This window comes from Polynucleobacter sp. 73C-SIWE (assembly GCF_018882465.1).
In the GTDB taxonomy this organism is placed as follows: domain Bacteria; phylum Pseudomonadota; class Gammaproteobacteria; order Burkholderiales; family Burkholderiaceae; genus Polynucleobacter.
This window is the reverse complement of the sequence record NZ_JACVOK010000001.1, coordinates 124,307-146,700: the sequence shown is the minus strand read 5'-3', so window position 1 is coordinate 146,700 and position 22,394 is coordinate 124,307. Positions and strand designations below refer to the sequence as shown.

General features: G+C 45.5%; 21 protein-coding genes. 9 read left to right on the top strand and 12 right to left on the bottom strand.

Annotation, left to right across the window (positions count from 1 at the left end; genetic code table 11):
• Window positions 1-18 precede the first annotated feature (18 nt).
• The 11 genes from ICN17_RS00710 to ICN17_RS00660 all read right to left on the bottom strand — a co-directional run bounded on the left by ICN17_RS00710 (window position 19) and on the right by ICN17_RS00660 (window position 10,428).
• The gene (locus ICN17_RS00710; protein ID WP_216235656.1) at window positions 19-291 is read right to left on the bottom strand and encodes a hypothetical protein; all 273 of its coding nucleotides are present in this window, start codon (window positions 289-291) and stop codon (window positions 19-21) included.
• Between the two features lie 114 nt (window positions 292-405).
• Window positions 406-981: a C40 family peptidase gene (locus ICN17_RS00705; protein WP_370625927.1), complete on the bottom strand. Its 576-nt coding sequence runs from the start codon at window positions 979-981 to the stop codon at window positions 406-408.
• Window positions 911-2,557 (bottom strand): PhoH family protein, encoded by a 1,647-nt coding sequence (locus ICN17_RS00700; protein WP_216235655.1) that lies wholly within the window; start codon window positions 2,555-2,557, stop codon window positions 911-913. The genes ICN17_RS00705 and ICN17_RS00700 overlap by 71 nt, the downstream gene beginning before the upstream one ends.
• Window positions 2,558-2,790: 233 nt before the next feature.
• Window positions 2,791-3,258 (bottom strand): peroxiredoxin, encoded by a 468-nt coding sequence (locus ICN17_RS00695; protein ID WP_216235654.1) that lies wholly within the window; start codon window positions 3,256-3,258, stop codon window positions 2,791-2,793.
• Window positions 3,259-3,289: 31 nt separating this feature from the next.
• Window positions 3,290-4,216 carry a polysaccharide deacetylase family protein gene (locus ICN17_RS00690; protein ID WP_216235652.1) on the bottom strand — a complete coding sequence of 309 codons (927 nt, stop codon included), beginning with the start codon at window positions 4,214-4,216 and terminating at the stop codon, window positions 3,290-3,292.
• Window positions 4,217-4,236: 20 nt separating this feature from the next.
• Window positions 4,237-5,283, bottom strand: coding sequence for a bifunctional UDP-4-keto-pentose/UDP-xylose synthase (locus tag ICN17_RS00685; protein ID WP_216235650.1), 1,047 nt, complete (start codon window positions 5,281-5,283; stop codon window positions 4,237-4,239).
• A 36-nt stretch (window positions 5,284-5,319) separates the two neighbouring features.
• Window positions 5,320-6,189, bottom strand: coding sequence for a formyltransferase (locus ICN17_RS00680; RefSeq protein ID WP_216235649.1), 870 nt, complete (start codon window positions 6,187-6,189; stop codon window positions 5,320-5,322).
• Entirely contained in the window at window positions 6,190-7,152 is a 963-nt protein-coding gene (locus ICN17_RS00675; protein ID WP_216235648.1) for a glycosyltransferase, read from the bottom strand. It lies immediately after the preceding gene.
• A 41-nt stretch (window positions 7,153-7,193) separates the two neighbouring features.
• Window positions 7,194-8,348, bottom strand: a complete 1,155-nt coding sequence (locus ICN17_RS00670; protein ID WP_216235647.1) for a DegT/DnrJ/EryC1/StrS aminotransferase family protein — start codon at window positions 8,346-8,348, stop codon at window positions 7,194-7,196.
• A gap of 11 nt (window positions 8,349-8,359) precedes the next feature.
• Window positions 8,360-10,051 carry a glycosyltransferase family 39 protein gene (locus ICN17_RS00665; protein ID WP_216235646.1) on the bottom strand — a complete coding sequence of 564 codons (1,692 nt, stop codon included), beginning with the start codon at window positions 10,049-10,051 and terminating at the stop codon, window positions 8,360-8,362.
• The gene (locus ICN17_RS00660; RefSeq protein ID WP_216235645.1) at window positions 10,051-10,428 is read right to left on the bottom strand and encodes an Mth938-like domain-containing protein; all 378 of its coding nucleotides are present in this window, start codon (window positions 10,426-10,428) and stop codon (window positions 10,051-10,053) included. Before ICN17_RS00660 ends, ICN17_RS00665 begins: the two co-directional genes overlap by 1 nt.
• Window positions 10,429-10,507: 79 nt before the next feature.
• Here ICN17_RS00660 and ICN17_RS00655 point away from each other — a divergent pair, with 79 nt between their 5' ends.
• From ICN17_RS00655 to moaE, 6 genes are read left to right on the top strand one after another with little or no spacing between them, the layout of a single operon-like run.
• A complete protein-coding gene (locus ICN17_RS00655; protein ID WP_216235644.1) occupies window positions 10,508-11,764 on the top strand; it encodes an aminotransferase class I/II-fold pyridoxal phosphate-dependent enzyme in 1,257 nt (418 codons plus the stop codon).
• Window positions 11,761-13,071 (top strand): homoserine dehydrogenase, encoded by a 1,311-nt coding sequence (locus tag ICN17_RS00650; RefSeq protein ID WP_216235643.1) that lies wholly within the window; start codon window positions 11,761-11,763, stop codon window positions 13,069-13,071. The genes ICN17_RS00655 and ICN17_RS00650 overlap by 4 nt, the downstream gene beginning before the upstream one ends.
• Before the next feature lie 9 nt (window positions 13,072-13,080).
• The gene (gene thrC, locus ICN17_RS00645; RefSeq protein ID WP_216235642.1) at window positions 13,081-14,523 is read left to right on the top strand and encodes a threonine synthase; all 1,443 of its coding nucleotides are present in this window, start codon (window positions 13,081-13,083) and stop codon (window positions 14,521-14,523) included.
• A gap of 17 nt (window positions 14,524-14,540) precedes the next feature.
• Window positions 14,541-15,782 carry a gephyrin-like molybdotransferase Glp gene (gene glp / locus ICN17_RS00640; protein ID WP_255538221.1) on the top strand — a complete coding sequence of 414 codons (1,242 nt, stop codon included), beginning with the start codon at window positions 14,541-14,543 and terminating at the stop codon, window positions 15,780-15,782.
• A gap of 18 nt (window positions 15,783-15,800) precedes the next feature.
• Window positions 15,801-16,058, top strand: coding sequence for a molybdopterin converting factor subunit 1 (moaD, locus tag ICN17_RS00635; RefSeq protein WP_216235641.1), 258 nt, complete (start codon window positions 15,801-15,803; stop codon window positions 16,056-16,058).
• A 1-nt stretch (window position 16,059) separates the two neighbouring features.
• Complete coding sequence (moaE, locus tag ICN17_RS00630; protein WP_216235640.1) at window positions 16,060-16,521, top strand: molybdopterin synthase catalytic subunit MoaE; 462 nt, start codon at window positions 16,060-16,062, stop codon at window positions 16,519-16,521.
• Here moaE and ICN17_RS00625 read toward each other — a convergent pair.
• A complete protein-coding gene (locus ICN17_RS00625) occupies window positions 16,518-16,763 on the bottom strand; it encodes a GIY-YIG nuclease family protein (protein WP_216235639.1) in 246 nt (81 codons plus the stop codon). The genes moaE and ICN17_RS00625 overlap by 4 nt on opposite strands.
• A gap of 94 nt (window positions 16,764-16,857) precedes the next feature.
• On the opposite strand from ICN17_RS00625, the gene clpB reads away from it, so the two are divergent.
• From clpB to aceA, 3 genes are all read left to right on the top strand, one after another.
• A complete protein-coding gene (gene clpB / locus ICN17_RS00620) occupies window positions 16,858-19,461 on the top strand; it encodes an ATP-dependent chaperone ClpB (protein ID WP_216235638.1) in 2,604 nt (867 codons plus the stop codon).
• 63 nt (window positions 19,462-19,524) lie between these two features.
• Complete coding sequence (locus ICN17_RS00615) at window positions 19,525-20,763, top strand: MFS transporter (protein WP_216235637.1); 1,239 nt, start codon at window positions 19,525-19,527, stop codon at window positions 20,761-20,763.
• A gap of 280 nt (window positions 20,764-21,043) precedes the next feature.
• The gene (aceA, locus tag ICN17_RS00610; RefSeq protein WP_216235635.1) at window positions 21,044-22,342 is read left to right on the top strand and encodes an isocitrate lyase; all 1,299 of its coding nucleotides are present in this window, start codon (window positions 21,044-21,046) and stop codon (window positions 22,340-22,342) included.
• Window positions 22,343-22,394: the final 52 nt, after the last annotated feature.

Genomic DNA, 22,394 nt, shown 5'->3' with positions numbered 1-22,394 from the left:
TATTTGGGTCAAAGGAAATCATTTCTTTGCGTCTGCTTCACATTTCTTTATAAATGAATCTTTAGCTGCACCATATAAAGGTTTTCCATCTTTACTGAGCGCCTTAGCAGCACAGCCAGAGTCAGGAGCCGCTTCACCCATACATTTCTTTATGGAAGCCTCTTTGGCGGCGCCGTAAATAGGTTTGCCATCTTTACTGACAGCTCTTGCTTCACATTCGGCTTGAGATAGTGCAAACGCTGGCGCCGCTAGAGTCAAGGCAAGACCCAGGGCAATAATTATTTTTTTCATCTAGATTCCTTTTAGGTAAGCATTTCATTAAAAATGAATTCTCTAAATCCACTGTAATTAAATTTAGTCTCTTTGTGAATCTAGGGAAAGTGCTATGTACCCCAAGGAGAATGTTTACTTGAAACGCCTTGCCTCAGTAAATTTAGCAGCCCAATAAGGTGAGGTAATGTAATCGAGGCGAACAGTTCCGCCTGCGCTAGGGGCATGCACAAAACGTCCTTGCCCAACATAGATTCCAGCGTGTGAATACTTTTCCCCAGTGGTATTAAAGAACACTAAGTCGCCTGGAGCTGGCGGCTGACCCTCAATACTTTGACCTTTAGTGCTCATCAGTTGAGTAGTCCGCGGTAAATTGATCCCAGCCGCTTTGTTATAGACATAGACGATTAGGCCACTGCAATCAAATCCACCTTTTGGATTATTGCCACCATAGCGATAAGGGACATCCACCAAGCCAAGCGCTGCAATTGAAATATCTTCAGCGCCTACGCTCGTATCTTCCTTAAATTGTGAAACTTTATTCGCGCTTGATTTTGTGCTGATGGAGCTGCATCCGCTTATAGCTAAGGCGCAAATAAAAATGCCGCACCCGACAAGAGTGCGGCATGAGACGGATTTCTTAGAGTGCGTCAGCAGCATGATCCGCAAGACGTGAGCGCTCACCGCGCGCCAGGGTAACGTGGCCACCATGGCGCCAGCCTTTAAAGCGATCAACGACATAGGTCAGACCAGATGAGCCTTCAGTTAAGTAAGGCGTATCAATCTGCGCAATATTACCTAAGCAAACAATTTTAGTTCCTGGGCCCGCGCGGGTTACCAGGGTTTTCATTTGCTTGGGCGTTAAGTTCTGCGCTTCATCAATAATCACAAACTTACTGACAAAAGTTCTGCCGCGCATAAAGTTCATACTTTTCACTTTAATACGGGAGCGGATGAGTTCTTGGGTTGCAGCACGACCCCATTCACCAGCATCATCGTTGCGTTGCAGAACTTCGAGGTTGTCATCAAATGCACCCATCCATGGCTGCATTTTCTCTTCTTCGGTTCCTGGCAGGAAGCCAATGTCTTCCCCAACCGGAACAGTAGCGCGGGTAATGATGATCTCGTTATAGCGCTTGCTATCGAGTACTTGCTCAAGGCCTGCCGCAAGAGCCAAGAGGGTCTTGCCAGTTCCAGCTTGACCCAATAGCGTTACGAAGTCGACATCTGGATTCATGAGCAAGTTCATCGCGAAGTTTTGCTCACGGTTACGCGCTGTTACGCTCCACACATTATTTTTCTGGTGTGAGAAATCCCGTAGAGTTTGTAAGAGGGCTGTTTTGCCATTAATTTCTCTGACGTGTGCGTAAAAAGGTGTTGAACCGTCGGGATTTTCTTGATAAACAAATTGATTGACCAACATGCTTGGCACAGCAGGGCCAGTGACTCTATAAAACATCGTGCCAGACTTAGAGTCTGACCAACTTTCCATATCCTTGCCATGTTTTGGCCAGAAGTCTGCTGATAGGGCCATGACTCCGGAATACATCAAGTCACGATCTTCTAATACTTGGTCATTGAAATAATCTTCGGCAGGCAAACCTAGTGCACGCGCTTTGATGCGCATATTGATATCTTTGGATACCAGAACGACTTCTTGGCCATTACGAGTCTTTTGTAGCTCGCTCACGACTGCCAAAATCATGTTGTCGCCCTTGCCTTCAGGAAGACCTTCTGGCAAAGCTTGAGTAGATAGCTTGGTTTGGAAGAAGAGGCGACCCGAAACATCTTGGTTACCAAGCTTATTCAGTGGAATACCTTCATCTAAGGTACCGCTGGTGCCGGCAACCAATTGATCTAAAGACCGGCTGACAGTACGAGCGTTACGGGCTACCTCAGTCATCCCTTTCTTATGGTTGTCCAGCTCTTCAAGCGTAGTCATTGGTAAGAAAAGATCATGTTCTGAGAAGCGGAACAAAGAGCTAGGATCATGCATGAGCACGTTCGTATCCAATACGAATAGGCTTGGAGGTCCAGTGCGAATGACGCGCTTAGGTTTAGCTGGCGCAGCAGCCTTATGCTCATTCCGAGCAGGCTCACGATCAGCTTTAATTTTCTCAAGGGCTAGCTCTGCTGCAGACAAATCCTCTTCTGCATCATTAGCCCAATTAGAGGCTTCCATCACTACTGGTTTTGCTGGTGCGGGACGTTTCTTTAAATCTGGAGTGTCTTTGCGACTGAGTTTTACTTGATCAGCAATTTGAGTTGGGATGGGTGGCAGTGGCATGGACTCTCCTAAAAGAAAAAACCGCCAAGCGGAGTGCATTGACGGTTTATTACGAAACTAGTTGCAACTGGGACTAAAAAACGGAGGGGGTTACTCCCCGAACCTGTTCTGAAATATTCAGGTTTCTGATTCAAACGGATTGTCAGACTTTCCCGTCGTTTACGGTGCATATGACTTTACTTTACCCCAAATTTTGGGGTTTGCAAGCACCTCAGAACAAATTTTTGTAAAAATTATTTAGTTGCTTGGGCTGCCTGTAATACCTCTGTCACATGGCCTGGTACCTTAAGGCCGCGCCACTCTTTAACAAGCTTGCCAGAGGAGTCAAATAGGAAGGTGCTGCGCTCAACGCCGCGAACTTGCTTGCCGTACATATTCTTCATTTTCATGACCCCAAAGATCTGACAGAGTTTTTCTTCAGTGTCGGCAACAAGCTCAAAAGGGAGTTGTAACTTACTGCGGAAGTTGTCATGTGATTTGAGGCTATCTCGGGAAACTCCTACCACTAAAGTATTGGCTTTCGTGAATGCTTCAATGTTGTCACGAAATTCACCGGACTCGGCTGTACAGCCAGGAGTCATATCTTTTGGGTAAAAGTAAAGAACCAACTTTTTACCTTTAGCTGAAATTGGAGAAAAGGTCAGTCCCGATGTTGCGGGAATAGCGCACTGAGGCATAGATTGACCGATAGCTACTGTCATGATGATCCTTTGTTATTGTCTCTAGGTTTTATTAACTTGCTGCATGATTCTGAATAATTAATTCACCACTGCGATTGGGTATTTCACCCCAAGTCAGTGGCAGTACGGCTATTTTATCGAGTTGATTGGTGGCCTTCCAAGATTGGTGCAGCTCGCCCATGGTGACTAGGTCGTGGCCTTGGTTTAGCCATCCAGCTAATAGCTGTTCAAATGCTGGCAATAGCTTCTGGCCCTCAAGTTCTGCATGCAGAGTGAAGACTTGATCATTGGGATTGCTTTGGGTGATTTCTAGGAGTTTTTTAACTGCACCAAACTCATCTGCGCCATCAATGCCAATCAGTTCATCAAAAGTTGGCAGTGTAGTTGGGTATTGCACGTGCTTCGCTTTACTCGATGGCAAGGCCAATCGATAAGGCACTAGATTTGGCTCGGCCCTGCCATCTGAGGAATAAGTAATACCCCATTGATCGAGTTGTTCAAACGCAGCTTCATTCATTTGCCAACCAGCGGCACCATAAGTTACTGGTGCATGACCAAAAATTTCTATAAAGCGATCCCAGCTTTTTTGCATCATCGCTTTAGTCCATTGAGAATCTTGAGTGCGGACTGCGTCTTGCCAGGCAACATGGTCCCAGGTGTGAATGCCAGTTTCATGCCCGGCTTTATCAATCGCGCGCATTTCTGCTGCAGCCTTCTTGCCAATATCGGGTCCGGGGATAAGAACTCCATAGAGCAGAGTCTTAATCCCGTAGTGTTCTACAACAGAAGTACGGCTAACTTTTTTCAGAAAGCCCGGACGAAAGACTCGCTTGAGTGCCCAGCCAGTGTGGTCAGGGCCAAGACTAAATAAGAAAGTAGCCTTCAGGCCAAAACGTTCTAGGGCACGGGCTAAATTGGGTACACCTTCTTTAGTGCCGCGTAAGGTATCAACGTCTACCTTGAGAGCAATCTTAGCCATGAACCCTTGAACTTATTAACTTATTCTTTATCAACTAAAGAGCGGGCTTTTTCTACATCCTGACGGTAGGCTTCAAAAATATTCTTGAGAGCATCGCCCATCGTAGTAGTAGGCCTCCAGCTCAACTCACTCATGGTGTTGTCAATCGCTGGCACACGATTTTGCACGTCTTGATAGCCTTCGCCGTAATATGCGCCGGAAGTGGTTTCTACAATCTTCACTTCATTTGCGGTCTTTGCGTATTCAGGAATGCTGCGCGCAATCTCTAGCATTTGATTGGCTAGTTCACGAACAGAATGATTGTTCTTTGGGTTACCGATGTTATAGATCTTGCCATTGGCAACACCATCTTTGTTATCAATAATGCGCATCAATGCATCGATACCATCATCTATATAAGTGAAGGCGCGTTTCTGAGCACCGCCATCTACTAAGTTAATTGGCTCACCGCGAACAATATGCCCTAGGAATTGAGTTACCACGCGGGATGAACCTTCTTTTGGTGTGTAAATGCTATCTAAACCAGGGCCAATCCAGTTGAAAGGGCGGAAAAGGGTAAAGCGTAAACCTTCCATGCCGTAACCCCAGATCACGCGATCCATCAACTGTTTAGAACACGCATAGATCCAGCGTGGCTTATTGATGGGTCCATAGACCATATTGGATTTGGCAGGATCAAACTCGCTATCCTCGCACATGCCATAAACCTCAGAGGTTGATGGAAACACCAAATGTTTTTTATATTTAACAGCAGAGCGCACGATTGGAAGGTTCGCTTCGAAGTCGAGCTCGAATACTTTCAAGGGTTGCTGAACATAGGTTGCAGGAGTGGCGATAGCAACTAAAGGCAGGATGACATCACATTTACGAATGTGGTACTCAACCCATTCTTTATTGATAGTGATATCACCTTCAAAAAAGTGCATGCGTGGATGATTGACTAAATCGCCTAGACGATCGTTTTGCATATCCATGCCATAGACATCCCAATCGGTTGTCTCCAGAATGCGCTTAGAAAGATGGTGACCAATAAAGCCGTTAACACCAAGAATGAGTACTTTTTTCATCTTTACTGCCTCGTTTTAATCTAATGTTGTTGCTACTTATTTGTTGGCTGGGAACCATTCCAGGACTTCAACTACCTGGCGATCACCGCAAATGCCGAATACCCGATTATCAACCACTTGGATGCCTTGAACACTAAGATCCAGATTGGCCGGGAGTGGCCCTTTGAGGCTGGTTCTGGCTACCGTCATGGTTTGGCCTTGATAATCTGTGAAGGCGCCTGGATAAGGGGGTGCAACAGCTCTTACTAGGTTGTGGACCTGAATTGCCTTCTGATCCCAGTGAATTTGCCCATCCGCAGGCTTTCTGCCACCAAAATAACTGCCTTTTTGGAGCTCATTTGGTTTGCGGGGCACATTGCCCTTAATCAAGTTGGGTAGTGCCTCATGGATGACTGCTACTGCTGCTTGACTCACCTTGCTAAAGACATCGGTAGCCGTTTCGTCGGGGCCAATGCTCACCGCAGATTGACCAACGATGTCGCCGGCATCTGGTTTAGCTTCCATGATGTGTAAGGTTGCGCCAGTTTGCGTTTCTCCATGCAAAATTGCCCAGTTCACTGGAGCACGGCCGCGATACTGGGGTAGTAGTGATCCATGCATATTCAAGGCAGCAATCTTGGCGCAAGCCAAAATCGGGGCAGGAATCATGTGACGATAGTAAAAAGAAAAAATGTAGTCTGGTGCTAGTGCTTGTAGTTTGGGAGTTAAATCAACCAATTCAGTTGCGCTAGGTGTGATGTAAGGAATATTTTTTTCTTGGCACAGTTTGGCAACACTACCGAACCAAACATTCTCATTGGGGTCATCTTGATGGGTAACCACCAGATCAACTTGGATGCCTGCAGTTAATAAAGCTTTAAGGCAATTGAGGCCAACATCGTGGTAAGCGAAGACGACTGCGTGCAATTATTTTTTCTCTAAAACAGTTTGCACAACGTAACGTGGACGATTACGGATTTGTTGATAGATTCGGCCAATATATTCACCAAGAAGACCAAGGCCAAAGAGCATGACGCCAATCAGGAAAAAGGTTAAAGCGAAGAGGGTAAAGACTCCCTCAACCTCAGCACCCAAGACGAAGCGACGTACTAAGAGGTAAGCAAAGAGGCTGCCTGCAGCAAGCGATAACAACATGCCCAGAATGGAGAAAATCTGTAGAGGCATGATGGAGAAGCCAGTTACTAAATCAAAGTTCAAGCGAATGAGTTGATAGAGGCTGTACTTAGACTCACCAGCAAAACGCTCTTCGTGTTTGACAGTGATTTCAATGGGGTTCGCTGCAAAGGTATAAGCAAGCGCTGGAATAAAAGTATTGTTTTCATCGCATTGACGTACTAAGTCAACGATACGACGACTATAGCCGCGCAACATGCAACCCTGGTCCGTCATTGTGATACGGGTAATGTTTTCACGTAAGCTATTCATAGCGCGTGAAGCAAATTTTCTAAAGAAACTATCACGACGATCCGCGCGAATAGTGCCAACGTAATCGTGACCCTTTAATAGTTGCTCAGTTAGAGCATCTATTTCTTCAGGAGGGTTTTGCAAGTCCGCATCTAGAGTGATGATGTATTCACCTTTAGCGTATTCAAAACCGGCCATGATGGCCATGTGTTGACCAAAATTACTGTGGAATAAAACAGCGCGAGTAACGTCTGGGCGCAGTTCAACTTGCTTGGCTAAGATTCCTGCTGAGCGATCTTTGCTGCCGTCATTTACAAAAACGACTTCATAGGAAATATTGCGCTTGGCAGTGACGCCATCCAAAGCTGGGTAGAGGCGATCAAATAGGGCTTGTAGGCCGTCTTCCTCGTTGTAAACGGGAATAACAATACTGAGCTTTGGGTTAGCAACTAAATTTGCAGTCATGCCGCAATTTTGCCTGATTCTTGGGGCTTAGCCCAATTAGGCTAGTTTTTAGAGTGTTTCTTGAGGATTCCAAGCAATCCACTGGCTATACGGCCAATATCTTCATCTGCCATTCCTGGGAAAAGTGGGAGAGTAAGAATAGAGCGGCCAATACGTTCTGCTATTGGCGTATCACTCGTTTTATAGCCTTGATTTTTATAAAGGGTAAATCCAGTAATGGCTGGATAGTGCACCCCTGTGCCAATGCCTAGATCCTTTAACTCAGTCATGACTTGGGCGCGATCACAATTTAATTGCTCCAGTGGCAACACTACTTGAAACATATGCCAATTACTATCTGTGAAATTTTCTACCGGTAGTTCTAATTTGAGACTTTCTAATCCAGCCACTTTCAATCCCGCACGAATAAGATCAAAGTATTGGCGAGCAAGCGCTGCACGACGTGTTTGATAGGCAGGTAATTGCTTTAATTGCTGAATTCCAATCACCGCATTCACATCTGTTAAATTATCTTTGCCACCAAGCACATCAACGTCCATTCCATCCATGCCTTGACGAGTTAAACCTTGCAGACGAAATTTTTCAGCAAGTTTGGCTTCATCTGCATTGTTGAGGACTAGGCAGCCACCCTCTACAGTACTGAGATTCTTATTGGCTTGGAAGCTAAAGCTCACTAAGTCACCGAAGCTACCAATCTTCTTACCTTTCCATTGAGAGCCAAAGGCTTGAGCGGCATCTTCAATCACGCGTAGATTATGCTGCTTCGCTAGTGAGTAGAGTTGGTCCATATCAACTGGTAGGCCAGCCAAATACACGGGCATAATCGCTCGTGTATTAGGAGTGATTGCTGCCGCAACTTTATTGAGATCAATATTGCGTGTAACAGGATCAATATCAACAAAGACTGGTTTTGCACCAACCCCTAGGATGACATTAGAAGTGGCCACCCAGGAAATCGGCGTAGTAATGACTTCATCACCTGCGCCAATACCAGCAACTTGTAGTGCAATTTTCATTGTTGCTGTGCCGTTAGCAAAGCAGCGTACAGGGCGGCCGCCAAAGTATTCACTTAGGGTTGCTTCAAACTCTGCCAACTTGGGTCCCGAAGTTACCCAACCAGAGCGCAGTACTTCTGAAACAGCATCAATGGTTTCTTGATTGAAGCTGGGGCGGGTGAAGGGAATAAAGTTTGTCATGTAGACCTATATTACCGCGTCACATTCGTTGCATCGGGATGTTTCACAATCACTCTACGGGAATCACGATCTACTTCTTGCATGGGCAAATTTAATTCTTGGAGTGCCACATACTGCTCTGGGACCATCAAGGCGTAAGCGCTTGGATCCTCTTTCCAGCGGGTAATGAAGGCATCCAGGGTAGGCATCCAAAGCTCAGGCTCTTGGTTGACACCAAATCCAAGCTCATCCGGGGATTCAACCATGATCATTGTCCTGCCAAGATAAAAAGGCACAGTGTGATCTAAGAGGCGAACAGAGTAGAAGTTAACCTTCTCTGGAATGGATGATTTCACTCGATTGACAAGATCAATACCAGAAACTGCACGACCCAAGGTTTCATGACCTGTTCCAGCGATGATGGCGCAGAGAAAAAATCCACAAGCAAAACTCACAATACTTTGAATGCCATTGCGTTTGCTTTGCCAAGATGCAAATACACTAAATAGTATGAGTGCAATCAAAGCAGCAATTACCCAGTAAGTATACTGAGCGTAGGCTTCAATCTCATCAGGTCTTGCTTGTTTGCCAATATCAGACAGGAAGAAAAATCCAACACATCCCAAGATTGCAAATCCGATGGTTTGCAATTTCCAAGGAAGCTCCATGGAATTGATGTGTGCTAGCAATTGATCTAAACGATTACCGATTAATAATGCGAGTGCCGGAAAAATAGGAATGATGTAGCCCGGTAATTTAGAGCGTGAAACACTAAAGAAGGCGAAGATCACAGCAAACCAACATACCAACAACCAGCCACTGGAGAAGTCGCGACGACGCTCACCCCATGCTTGCACAATCGAGCCTGGGATTTGCAAAACCCAAGGCAGTATGCCAATCAATAGCAATGGTATGAAGTAGTAAATCGGGCCTGTTCTGCTATGGGCATCCTGAGTAAAGCGCTGTAGGTGCTCGTGAATAAAGAAGAACTCTAGAAATTCAGGATTACGCTGAGCAACCAAGATAAACCATGGCGCTGTTACTGCCAGAAACAAAATCGTGCCGCTGAACAAATGTAAGCGCGTCCAGATTTTCCAATCCCAAGTACTAATAGAGTAAGCAACAAACACCATTGCTGGAATCGCAGCACCAATTACACCCTTAGAGAGTGTTGCTAGTGCCATGAAGATCCAGCAAGCCCACATCCAATTGCGGCAACTAGATTTATTGCCTGCAGTTTGTGCCAACAATAAGCTGCAAAGCGCCGCCACTAAAAAAGAAGAGAGCCCCATGTCGAGAGAATTAAAGTGGCCGCTAATAACCCACATTGGGCTGGATGCGAGAACAACAGCAGCTAACCATCCTGCTCTAGCGCTGTAGATGCGGGCCCCAGTAAAGCCGATGAACAAAATTGTCAGAAAGCCAGTAAGGGCGGCCCAAAAGCGCGCTTGCCAATCACCAATACCAAATACTTGAAATGCTGCTGCAGTTGCCCAAGCTTGAAGGGGCGGTTTCTCAAAATACTTATAGCCGTTATAGCGCGGTGTTACCCAATCGCCAGTGACCAACATCTCTCTGGCTATTTCTGCGTAACGCCCCTCATCGGATGGAATGAGGTGGCGATAATTCAGTGTGCCAAACCATAAAAAGGCATAAATCATGAACAGCAATAAAATTTTGCCGGGATGCAGTGCTGAAGACTGTCGAATTTGTCCAAACTGCATTAGTTTGGCTCCACGATTAAGGCCAGTAGAACTTGACGTCCTTCGCCCACCAAAATGTTGTAAGTTCGGCAAGCTGCCTGAGAATCCATGATTTCAAAGCCAATTTTGGCCAAAATCAGAGATTTGAGGAGTTCAGGCTTAGGAAAGCGCTGTTTATTGCCTGTTCCAATCAGAATTAATTCAGGCTTGAGATCAACCATTTGCGCGAAATGGGATGCATCTAGGTCTTCAAATGACTGGACTGGCCATTCAGAAATTGCCCCGTCAGAGCTCAATAAGACAGCATGGGCATATGGGGTCTGGTTGATCTCGACGTAGCCATCTCCATAGCCGGTGATCGTATTGGCTCCAGAATGGGGGTCAGATTGAAGCTTCAAGTGGACTCTCTGTCATAATTATGTGGATTATAGCTAGCTGTTTTTTCCAAGATTTCAAGAACTTACCCTTTAATTTATTGTGAAGCCTATCCAAAAGTCCAAAAAACTCGATAACGTCTGTTACGACATTCGTGGGCCTGTGCTTGAGCTCGCTCAGCGCATGGAGGAAGAGGGCCACAAAATCATCAAATTAAACATCGGAAACGTAGGGGTTTTCGGTTTTGATCCTCCTGAAGAAATTCAGTTGGACATGATTCGTAATTTGAGCAATGCCTCAGCATATTCTGATTCCAAAGGTATCTTTGCTGCTCGCAAAGCGATCATGCAGTATTGCCAAGAAAAAGGTATTCAAGGTGTAGCACTGGATGACGTGTACACCGGCAATGGAGTTTCTGAACTCATTGTACTTTCAATGAATGCATTATTGAATGATGGCGATGAAGTATTGGTTCCTGCACCTGACTATCCGCTGTGGACTGCTGCAGTAAGTTTATCTAGTGGCACTCCAGTTCACTATCTTTGCGATGAGTCAAAAGACTGGGCGCCAGACTTAAATGATCTGCGTAAAAAAATTACACCGCGTACTAAAGCGATTGTGGTGATTAATCCAAACAATCCAACCGGTGCAATTTATTCAAAAGAAGTATTGCTTGAGATGGTAAAAATCGCTCGTGAGCATGGTTTAATTTTGTTTGCTGATGAGATATACGACAAGATGTTGTACGACGCAGAGAAACATATTTCTCTTGCATCCCTATCTACTGATGTGGTCACCATTACTTTCAATGGCTTATCCAAGAACTACCGTTCCTGCGGCTACCGTGCCGGCTGGATGGTAGTTTCAGGTGACAAAGAAATGGTGCGTGACTATATCGAAGGTCTCAATATGTTGGCCTCGATGCGCCTGTGTGCAAACGTGCCCGGTCAGTACGCAATTCAAACAGCACTTGGCGGTTACCAAAGTATTGACGACTTGGTAGGTGAGGGTGGTCGCTTAGCAAAGCAACGCGATCTTGCATGGAAGCTCATCACTGCTATTCCCGGGGTGACTTGCGTTAAACCAAAATCTGCTTTGTATTTATTTCCAAAGTTAGACTCTGAGGTTTATCCAATTGAGGATGATCAACAGTTTGTTGCCGATCTTCTCAAAGAAGAAAAAGTATTATTAGTACAGGGCTCTGGTTTTAACTGGGGTAAGCCTGATCACTTCCGCGTAGTGTTCTTACCTCATGAAGATGTGCTCACAGAGGCGATTGGTCGCCTTGCGCGTTTTTTAGAGCGTTATCGTAATAAGCATGGCCGTAAGGCTTCTCCAACTGCAGCAAAGGCATCATGAAACCGATTCAAGTAGGTCTATTAGGTATTGGCACCGTTGGTGGTGGCGTATTCACAGTTCTCGAGCGCAACCAAGATGAAATCACCCGTCGCGCTGGTCGCGGCATTCGCATTAATACAGTTGCTGATCTCAATGTAGAGCGTGCCAAAGAAATCGTTCAAGATCGTGCGCAAATTGTCAATGACGCTCGCGCCGTCATTAATAATCCTGAGATCGATATCGTCGTTGAGCTCATCGGTGGCTACGGTATCGCTAAAGATTTGGTTTTAGAGGCTATTGCTGCAGGTAAGCACGTTGTTACGGCTAATAAGGCCTTGATCGCCGTCCATGGCAACGAGATTTTTAAAGCCGCTCACGCTAAAGGCGTCATGGTTGCATTTGAAGCTGCAGTTGCTGGGGGTATTCCTATTATTAAGGCCTTGCGTGAAGGCTTAACGGCTAATCGTATTGAATGGATCGCCGGCATCATTAACGGTACAACCAATTTCATTCTCTCTGAGATGCGCGACAAAGGTTTGGACTTCGCAACAGTTCTCAAAGAAGCGCAACGTCTTGGTTACGCTGAAGCAGACCCAACATTTGATATTGAGGGTGTTGATGCTGCTCATAAAGCAACCATCATGAGCGCAATTGCATTTGGTATTCCAATGCAATTTGATAAAGCACATATCGAAGGTATCACTAAGTTAGCCGCAATCGATATTCGTTATGCCGAGCAATTAGGCTACCGCATCAAGTTGTTAGGTATTGCTAAGAAAACTCCAACTGGTGTTGAGTTACGCGTTCATCCAACTCTAATTCCAACGAAGCGTTTGATTGCTAACGTTGAAGGTGCTATGAATGCTGTACAAGTATTCGGTGATGCTGTAGGCACAACTTTATACTACGGTAAAGGTGCTGGTTCGGAGCCAACTGCGTCTGCCGTAATTGCTGACTTGGTCGATATCACTCGTTTGCTGAGCGCAGATCCTGAACATCGCGTGCCATACTTGGCTTTCCAGCCTGATGCTGTTCAAAATACTCCAGTACTACCTATCGGCGAGATCACTACCAGTTACTACTTGCGTATGCGCGTAGCTGACCAAGCGGGCGTATTGGCTGATATCACTAAGATCTTGGCTGCGCATGGTGTTTCAATTGATGCGCTCTTACAAAAAGAAGCTGATGAGGGTGAAAGTCAAACTGATTTAGTTGCCTTAACGCATGAGACTAAAGAGAAAAACATGCTTGCTGCTATCAAAGAGATTCAAAATCTCAAAACGGTAGATGGCGAAGTGGTGAAGATTCGTTTAGAAAATCTGTCTTAAGTAAAACTGATGCGTTACCAATCTACTCGTGGCAATAGTCCACAACAATCCTTCTTAGAAATTCTCCTGGGTGGATTAGCGCCGGACGGCGGCCTGTATTTGCCAACGCAGTATCCACAAGTCACTCCTGCACAGTTGGATTCTTGGCGTGGCCTAACTTATGCTGATCTTGCATATGAAGTCTTGAGCCTATATTGCGATGATATTCCTGAGACTGATTTACGTGCACTCTTGCGCAAAACATATACCGAGCAGGTTTACTGCAATGGTCGCCCTCAAGATAATGCCAAAGACATTACACCTTTGCATTGGTTGGGTGAAGAGCATGGCACTCGTATTGGACTTTTAAGTCTTTCAAATGGTCCCACACTGGCTTTTAAAGACATGGCCATGCAATTGTTAGGCAATCTTTTTGAATATGCCCTGAAGCGTGCTGGTCAAAAACTCAATATTTTGGGTGCCACCTCTGGTGATACTGGTAGTGCCGCCGAATATGCCATGCGCGGTAAAGAGGGCGTCAAAGTATTTATGCTGTCTCCGCGCGGCAAGATGAGTTCCTTCCAGTCAGCGCAAATGTATTCCTTGCAAGACCCTAATATTTTCAACTTAGCGGTTGCTGGAGTATTTGATGATTGCCAAGATATCGTTAAAGCGGTTAGTAATGATCACGTCTTCAAGGCCAAGAGCCAAATTGGCACCGTGAATTCCATTAATTGGGGCCGGGTAGTTGCTCAAGTGGTGTATTACTTCCAAGGTTATCTCTTGGCTACCAAGTCTAGCAATGAGAAAGTTTCATTTACTGTGCCATCAGGTAATTTTGGTAACGTTTGCGCTGGTCATATTGCTCGCATGATGGGTCTACCAATCGAGCATTTGATTGTTGCAACTAATGAGAACGATGTACTTGATGAGTTCTTCCGTACTGGTGTATATCGCGCACGCAAATCTGCTGAGACATTACATACCTCTAGCCCATCAATGGATATTTCTAAGGCAAGCAACTTTGAGCGCTTTGTATATGACTTCATGGGTCAGGATGGCAAGGCTACTGCAGCCATGTTTAAGAAGGTAGATGAGACCGGTGGCTTCGATATATCGAAGAATGCTGTCTTTAAAGAACTCGGCAAGTATGGCTTCCAGTCTGGTCGTAGCACTCATGAAAACCGCCTCGAGACTATTCGTGATATCGACAAACGCTATGGCGTAATGATTGATACTCACACTGCGGATGGTGTCAAAGTGGCGCGCGAGCATTTGCAAGCAGGTATTCCGATGCTGGTATTAGAGACTGCGCTACCAATTAAGTTTGAAGAAACCATACAAGAAGCCTTAGGCCGTCCAGCTGAGTGCCCATCTGCATTTAAAGATATTAAGTCCAAGCCACAGCGTGTAGAAAATATTGATGCTGATGTCAATCAGGTCAAAACATTCATCACAACGCATCTTAGTTAATACATAAGCTCAATGCCATGACTAAGCCTCCAATGTTGACTGCCCAGCAGGCCTTGGACCATTTGCTTTCTCATGCCAAGCCAGTATCCGAGACTGAAAGTGTTCCAATGCAGGCGACATTAGGTCGCGTTCTCGCAGAAAACGTCAATAGCCTTGTTGATGTACCTCCACTTGATAACACCTCGATGGATGGCTATGCGGTACGAACAGCTGATACTCAAACTTCCGGAAGTATTTTAAAAATTGCGCAACGTATTCCGGCGGGCTCGGTTGGAACAGAGCTCCAGGCGGGAACTGTTGCCCGTATCTTTACTGGTGCACCAGTTCCTCCGGGTACTGATGCTGTAGTGATGCAGGAAGATTGCGCCATCCCTGAGGGATCGACTGATCAGGTGCAAGTCAATGTCGTACCCACAGCAGGGCAATGGATACGTCGCAGAGGTGAAGACTTAACAAGCGGTAAAACCGCCTTAACTGCAGGAACCTTTTTGCGTCCGCAAGAGTTAGGGGTTGCTGCATCTGCTGGCTTAACTCACCTAAACGTTAAGCGCAGAGTGAAGGTAGCTGCATTCTTTACGGGTGACGAGTTAGCCCTGCCTGGTGAGCCACTGAAGCCTGGCGGAATCTATAACTCTAATCGCGACACTTTACTGGCTTGTCTTAAATCATTGGGGTGTGATGCAACGGATTTAGGAATTGTTCCTGATCGGCTAGATGCAACGAAAGCTGCATTACGCACAGCAAGCAAAGATCATGATTTGATTATTACGTCTGGCGGTGTATCGGTTGGTGAAGAGGACCACATTAAACCTGCAGTGACCGCTGAAGGTCGATTGGATTTATGGCAGATTGCCATTAAACCTGGGAAGCCTTTGGCGTTTGGTGCAGTCCGTAAATCAGAAGAGCCGAAAGATGGTGAGGCATGGTTTATTGGTTTGCCTGGTAACCCAGTCTCCAGTTTTGTAACTTTTTTGCTATTTGTAAGGCCATTCATTCTGAAGCTACAGGGTCGAAATAGTGCACCACTCCAGTCTTACACAATGCGTGCGGATTTTGATTGGTTAAAAGCCGATCGTCGCAATGAGTTCTTGCGCGTCAAGCTCAATGGCAATGGCGGCTTAGATTTATTTCCCAACCAAAGCTCTGGGGTGCTCACTAGCGCCTCTTGGGGTGATGGTTTAGTGGATTGCCCGCCAAATCAGCCCATTAAATCTGGTGAGCTAGTGAAGTACATCCCTTTTGATGCACTTCTTAAATAATCGGTTTACGATTCCTTTATGAAACTTGAATTACGATTTTTTGCCTCTTTGCGTGAAGCCCTTGGTGTTTCTCAGGAAAACATCGTCATACCTGATAGCATCAAAACGATTGCAGATCTCAGGGCTCATTTAGTTCAACGCGGTCATCCTTGGTCTGAAGTATTGGCTCAGGGCAAAGTATTGCGCTGCGCTCTGAATCAGGTGATGGTTGATGCGAGCACTCCCTTGCAAGAAAATGCAGAGGTTGCTTTTTTCCCTCCAGTGACTGGTGGCTAATATGCCAATCCGAATTCAAGAAAAAGATTTTGATATCAGCGCTGAAATAGCAGCGCTGCGTAAGGGTGATCCAAGTGTTGGCGCAGTAGTGACTTTCTTAGGTACTGTGCGTGATATGAATGACGGCAGTCAAGTGAAGGGTATGACCTTAGAGTATTACCCTGGCATGACTGAGAAAGCCTTGCAAGAAATCCTAGATCAAGCTAAGACGCGTTGGGATATCTATCAAACTTTAGTCATTCATAGGGTTGGCCCAATGCTACCGGAAGATCAAATTGTTTTAGTGGTGGTTACCAGTGCTCACAGAGGTGAGGCATTTGCAGCTTGTGAGTTCATCATGGATTACCTCAAAACCGCAGCGCCATTCTGGAAAAAAGAAGATACCCCTGAGGGTGCTCGCTGGGTCGATGCCCGCGTCACTGACGATGTTGCCATGGCACGTTGGTCGAAGAAGTCAATTTAACTACTTTTAAAAAATCCTAACTTCTCAGATCTGGGAAGTTGCTTCAATTTCGCCTCAGCTTTAGATGCCTCTGATCGATCAGGGTGCTCTTGGGTGGCCAGTAGGACAACTGGTCTACGAGCTCTTGTATAGCGAGCGCCTTGGCCCAAATTATGAGCTTCTAGACGATGTTCTAGGCGGTTGGTAATGCCGGCATAGTAAGTGCCATCTGCGCATTCGAGGAGGTAAACAAGCCAGGTCAAAATGGGGGTAAATTCCCTTAAAAAGTGGGTGTAAAAGTCTTGAAATCCATCATATTGCCCTTATATTCTATAGATAGATATATGGAGTGCAAAAATGAGAATAGATAAGTTAACTACTAAATTTCAAGAGGCCTTAAGTGAGGCCCAAAGTATCGCTTTAGCTAAAGATAATCAATATATTGAGCCGGCTCATGTGTTGCTGGCAATGTTGCGTGATTCTGATGGCGCTGCCAAGAGTTTATTAACCCGTGCCGGCGTCAATGTCTCAGGTCTTGAAAAAGGCATTGAGAAGAGCATTGCTAATTTGCCTGAAGTACAAGGTACTAGCGGTGAGGTTCAGGTCGGCCGTGATTTAAGTAATTGGCTCAATCTTTGTGAAAAAGAAGCCAATAAGCGCAATGATCAATTTATTGCTGGTGAATTATTTTTGCTAGTAGTAGCTGATGACAAGGGCGAGCTCGGTAAAGTGGCTCGTGAAAATGGATTAAATCGTAAATCGTTAGAAGCGGCTATTGATTTAGTGCGCGGAGGAGAGTCAGTGAATAGTGCAGATGCCGAAGGTCAACGTGAGGCCCTCAAAAAATACACCGTCGATTTAACTGACCGCGCTCGTATGGGCAAACTTGATCCTGTGATTGGTCGTGATGATGAGATTCGACGCACCATTCAGATTTTGCAACGACGTGGCAAGAACAACCCTGTGCTCATTGGTGAGCCTGGTGTTGGAAAGACCGCCATTGTTGAAGGTCTAGCTCAACGCATTGTGAATGGCGAAGTTCCAGAAACCCTCAAAAACAAGCGCGTTCTTGTCTTGGATATGGCCTTGCTATTGGCTGGCGCTAAGTACCGCGGTGAGTTTGAAGAACGTCTCAAAGCCGTTCTAAGTGACGTTGCTAAAGACGAAGGTCAAACCATCATCTTTATTGATGAGATTCATACGATGGTCGGTGCCGGTAAGGGTGATGGCGCAATGGATGCTGGCAATATGCTCAAGCCTGCTTTGGCTCGTGGCGAATTGCATTGTATCGGTGCAACTACTTTAGATGAATATCGTAAGTACATCGAAAAAGATCCTGCGCTAGAGCGTCGCTTCCAAAAAGTGATGGTAGAAGAGCCTAGTGTTGAGGCAACGATTGCGATCTTGCGTGGTTTGCAAGAGCGTTATGAGCTTCACCATGGTATTGAGATTACTGATCCAGCGATTGTGGCAGCTGCTGAGTTATCGCATCGCTATATTACGGATCGCTTCCTGCCAGATAAAGCTATCGACCTTATTGACGAGGCTGGGTCACGTATTCGGATGGAAATTGACTCCAAGCCAGAGGTAATGGATAAATTAGAGCGCCGTCTTATTCAGCTCAAGATTGAGCGTGAAGCTGTCAAGAAGGAAAAAGATGATGCTTCTCAAAAGCGCCTTAGCCTAATCGAAGACGAGATTAAGCGCTTAGGTGCGGAGTACGCCGACTTAGAAGAGATCTGGAAAGCAGAAAAAGGTGCCGTATTAGGTGCTGCTAATCTAAAAGAAGAGATTGAAAAAGTACGTGCTGACATCGTGAAGCTGCAGCGTGAAGGCAAGCTTGAGAAAGTTGCTGAGTTGCAATACAGCAAATTGCCGGAGCTAGAAGCTAAGCTCAAGTCTGCCGCTGCAGCTGAAGCTAAGGGTGATAAAGATGGTGTTGTGAGGAATAAACTTCTTCGTACCCAAGTTGGCGCAGAAGAAATTGCTGAAGTAGTGTCTCGTGCTACAGGTATTCCGGTATCGAAGATGATGCAAGGCGAGCGCGACAAGCTTCTGAAGATGGAAGAATTGCTACACAAGCGTGTAGTTGGTCAGGAAGAGGCTATTCGTGCGGTATCGGATGCAATTCGTCGCTCCCGTGCCGGCTTGGCTGAAGAGAATCGCCCTTATGGTTCTTTCTTATTCCTAGGTCCTACTGGTGTTGGTAAGACAGAGTTGTGTAAGGCATTGGCTGGTTTTCTCTTTGATAGCGAAGATCACCTCATTCGTATTGATATGAGTGAGTTCATGGAGAAGCATAGCGTTGCACGCTTGATTGGTGCCCCTCCAGGCTATGTTGGTTACGAAGAGGGTGGTTACTTAACTGAGCAAGTGCGTCGTCACCCCTATAGCGTGATCTTATTTGATGAAATTGAAAAGGCACACCCTGATGTCTTTAACGTTCTCTTACAAGTATTGGATGATGGCCGTTTAACGGATGGCCAAGGGCGTACCGTGGACTTTAAGAATACGGTGATTGTGATGACCAGCAATATCGGATCGCATCTGATTCAGTCGATGACTGATAAGAAGCAATCAGAAATCAAAGATGCTGTATTTGAAGAACTCAAAAATCATTTCCGTCCAGAGTTCTTGAATCGCATCGATGAGATTGTGGTATTCCATGGCTTAGATAAAGGCAATATCGCCAATATCGCTAAGATCTTGCTGAAGAACTTGTCTGATCGTTTGGCAAAAGTCGATATGCAGCTAGAAGTCAGTGATGCAGCCTTGAATAAGATTGCCGAAGTTGGCTTTGATCCTGTCTTTGGAGCAAGACCACTCAAGCGCGCTATTCAGCAACACATTGAGAACCCTGTTTCAAAGATGATTTTGGAAGGCAAGTTCGGACCTAAGGATGTGGTGCCTGTGGATGTGGATAAAAAAGGCGATTTCAGCTTCACACGCTTAGTTCATTAAGTATTGCTATGCAGTAATACAGATAGTTTTGCAGGAATCTGCCTGCGCCAGTAAACTCGGTACATGACTGTTGCGCTCACAAGTGGGCGTGCCGGTGATGTCCGGGTTATTGGTCTCATGAGTCTGGCTCACGGCAGTTCCCACTTTTTTCATTTGATTCTGCCACCCATGTTCCCATGGTTGAAGGATGCTTTCGCTCTGAGCTATGCTGAACTTGGCTTGCTCATGTCGATCTTCTTTGTTGTTTCTTGTATTGTGCAAGCAGCTTCAGGGTTTTTAGTGGATCGCATTGGTGCCAGACCAGTTTTATTTGCTGGTATTGGCTTGTTAGCACTCGCGGCATTAACGTACTCACAAAGTAATAGCTATCTTATGTTGATAGTGGGTGCAGTAATAGCGGGATGTGGTAACGGCATTTTTCATCCGGTTGATTACACCCTCATTAACCATAAAGTATCTCCACCGAATTTACCCTACGCCTATTCCATGCATGGGGTTGCAGGATACCTCGGCTGGGCTGCTGCACCAGCTTTTATGGTCGCAATTACCCAGTTGTCTGACTGGCGGATAGCTTTCTTATGTGCAGCATTATTAGAAGTTGTAATTCTCATAACTCTTTGGGTAAATAGGGAATACTTGCTTGATGATGTTAAGGGACGACACGCAGAAAGCCATGCGAGTGATCGGGCTATAAACCCCGGGGCAACGCCAGCAAGCCCGTTCGCCTTCTTAAAATTGCCTGCAGTTTGGTTGTGTTGGATTTTCTTTTTCTTCAGTATGGCCTCTACCTCTAGTTTGCAATCCTTTGCACCTAGTGCGCTTTTTGGAATTTACCAGATCCCTTTGAGCGTGGGCAGCTATTACATCACCTTATTAGCACTAGGAAGTGCTGCTGGTGTTTTGTTTGGAGGCTTCTTGGCTGCTAAGTTACAAGCACCAGAGCGCATTGTTTCAACATGTTTATCAATGACGATTGCAATGTGTTTGTTGCTTGCTACTGGATTAATGTCGCTTGCATTTATTCCCATCATTTTCTTTTTCATTGGGTTTGGTTATGGGGTTGTCGCACCCTCACGTGATCTTTTAGTAAAGCGAGTTACTCCTCAAGGTGTAGCAGGGCGAGTCTACGGAATTGTTTATTCTGGGATTGATCTTGGTGCTGCAGTTGGCCCCTTTATCTTTGGATTCTTTATGGATGCTGGACTGCCTACTGCGCTGTTCCTGGGCATTGTGTTGTTCCAACTCACCATTATTCCGACTGTCTTTAAGGTCTCCTCCAGCTCCCGACCTAAATCCGCTTGATAGTCCCATGACTTTTCATAATGTGAAAAGTCATTACGCTGCGTAAAATGCCCTGCAATAACTTGCAGCTTGCTTCATTCCAATCAGTGAACCTTAATTCCACAATATAAAAAATTGAATTTAAACCCTTGTTTTTAATGATTTAATTATTTTTATCTAGCTCTTAAATAACGCTTGCTTGCTTTTCCTAACTGTCTAAACTCTTATATAAGACATAAGACTTGAAGAAGTCTTTAAGGTCCAAAAATTTGAAGTACTTGTTTAACTTAGGGAGAAAAACATGGCAGATCGCAAAGCAGAAATTGCAGCAATTCAAAAGGATTGGGATACCAACCCACGTTGGAAAGGTATTACCCGTGGCTATACAGCGGAAGACGTTGTACGTTTGCGTGGCTCATTGAAGATTGAGCACACTCTTGCTAAACATGGCGCAGAACGTCTATGGGAGCTGGTAAACAACGAAGCTTACGTAAACTGTTTAGGTGCCTTGACTGGTGGTCAGGCAATGCAACAAGTGAAGGCTGGCGTACAGGCAATTTACTTATCTGGTTGGCAAGTAGCTGCAGATGGTAACTCCTATGCTGCTATGTATCCAGATCAATCTTTATATCCAGTTGATTCGGTTCCTAAGATGGTTGAGCGTATTAATAACTCATTCCAGCGCGCTGACGAAATTCAGACTGCTAAAGGTATTAATAAAGGTGATGCAGGTTACATCGAGTATTTTGCTCCAATTGTTGCTGATGCTGAAGCCGGTTTCGGTGGTGTATTGAATGCATTCGAATTAAGCAAAGCATTAATCAAGCAAGGTGCTGCCGGTGTTCACTTCGAAGATCAGTTATCTTCAGTAAAGAAATGCGGTCACTTGGGTGGCAAGGTATTGTTACCAACCACTGAATCTGTACAAAAATTGATCTCCGCACGTTTAGCTGCTGACGTCATGGGTGTTCCAACTATCATCTTGGCTCGTACTGATGCTGAGGCTGCTGACTTGTTGACTTCTGATTATGATGCGAATGACAAGCCGTTCTTGACGGGCGAGCGCACAGCAGAAGGCTTCTACAAAACACGTAAGGGCTTGGATCAAGCAATCTCACGTGGTTTGGCATATGCCGCTTACGCTGATATGGTTTGGTGCGAAACAGGTACGCCTGATCTCGAGTTTGCTCGTAAATTTGCTGAAGCAATTCGTGCGAAGTTCCCAGGCAAGATGTTGGCCTATAACTGCTCACCATCTTTCAACTGGAAGAAGAACTTGGATGACGCAACTATTGCGAAGTTCCAGCGTGAATTAGGTGCAATGGGTTACAAGTATCAATTCATCACATTGGCTGGCATCCACTCTATGTGGTACAACATGTTCGACTTGGCTCAAGACTATATGCAGCGTGGTATGACTGCATATATTGAAAAAGTTCAAGAGCCAGAATTTGCTGCTCGTGATCGTGGCTATACATTCGTTTCACATCAGCAAGAGGTTGGTACGGGTTACTTTGATGACGTGACTACCGTAATTCAAGGTGGTAAGTCTTCTGTAACAGCATTGACTGGCTCTACTGAAGAAGAGCAGTTCCATTAAGAATCCCTAAGTAGTTTGTAGTAGCAGCGCAGTAAAAAATAAGCCCATACTG

Excerpts from the sequence above, each read along its gene's own strand:
- ICN17_RS00710 (WP_216235656.1), bottom strand. The coding sequence starts at position 291 with ATGAAAAAAATAATTATTGCCCTGGGTCTTGCCTTGACTCTAGCGGCG.
- ICN17_RS00705 (WP_370625927.1), bottom strand. The coding sequence starts at position 981 with ATGGTGGCCACGTTACCCTGGCGCGCGGTGAGCGCTCACGTCTTGCGG.
- ICN17_RS00700 (WP_216235655.1), bottom strand. The coding sequence starts at position 2,557 with ATGCCACTGCCACCCATCCCAACTCAAATTGCTGATCAAGTAAAACTC.
- ICN17_RS00695 (WP_216235654.1), bottom strand. The coding sequence starts at position 3,258 with ATGACAGTAGCTATCGGTCAATCTATGCCTCAGTGCGCTATTCCCGCA.
- ICN17_RS00690 (WP_216235652.1), bottom strand. The coding sequence starts at position 4,216 with ATGGCTAAGATTGCTCTCAAGGTAGACGTTGATACCTTACGCGGCACT.
- ICN17_RS00685 (WP_216235650.1), bottom strand. The coding sequence starts at position 5,283 with ATGAAAAAAGTACTCATTCTTGGTGTTAACGGCTTTATTGGTCACCAT.
- ICN17_RS00675 (WP_216235648.1), bottom strand. The coding sequence starts at position 7,152 with ATGACTGCAAATTTAGTTGCTAACCCAAAGCTCAGTATTGTTATTCCC.
- ICN17_RS00670 (WP_216235647.1), bottom strand. The coding sequence starts at position 8,348 with ATGACAAACTTTATTCCCTTCACCCGCCCCAGCTTCAATCAAGAAACC.
- ICN17_RS00665 (WP_216235646.1), bottom strand. The coding sequence starts at position 10,051 with ATGCAGTTTGGACAAATTCGACAGTCTTCAGCACTGCATCCCGGCAAA.
- ICN17_RS00650 (WP_216235643.1), top strand. The coding sequence starts at position 11,761 with ATGAAACCGATTCAAGTAGGTCTATTAGGTATTGGCACCGTTGGTGGT.
- thrC (WP_216235642.1), top strand. The coding sequence starts at position 13,081 with ATGCGTTACCAATCTACTCGTGGCAATAGTCCACAACAATCCTTCTTA.
- glp (WP_255538221.1), top strand. The coding sequence starts at position 14,541 with ATGACTAAGCCTCCAATGTTGACTGCCCAGCAGGCCTTGGACCATTTG.
- moaD (WP_216235641.1), top strand. The coding sequence starts at position 15,801 with ATGAAACTTGAATTACGATTTTTTGCCTCTTTGCGTGAAGCCCTTGGT.
- moaE (WP_216235640.1), top strand. The coding sequence starts at position 16,060 with ATGCCAATCCGAATTCAAGAAAAAGATTTTGATATCAGCGCTGAAATA.
- clpB (WP_216235638.1), top strand. The coding sequence starts at position 16,858 with ATGAGAATAGATAAGTTAACTACTAAATTTCAAGAGGCCTTAAGTGAG.
- ICN17_RS00615 (WP_216235637.1), top strand. The coding sequence starts at position 19,525 with ATGACTGTTGCGCTCACAAGTGGGCGTGCCGGTGATGTCCGGGTTATT.
- aceA (WP_216235635.1), top strand. The coding sequence starts at position 21,044 with ATGGCAGATCGCAAAGCAGAAATTGCAGCAATTCAAAAGGATTGGGAT.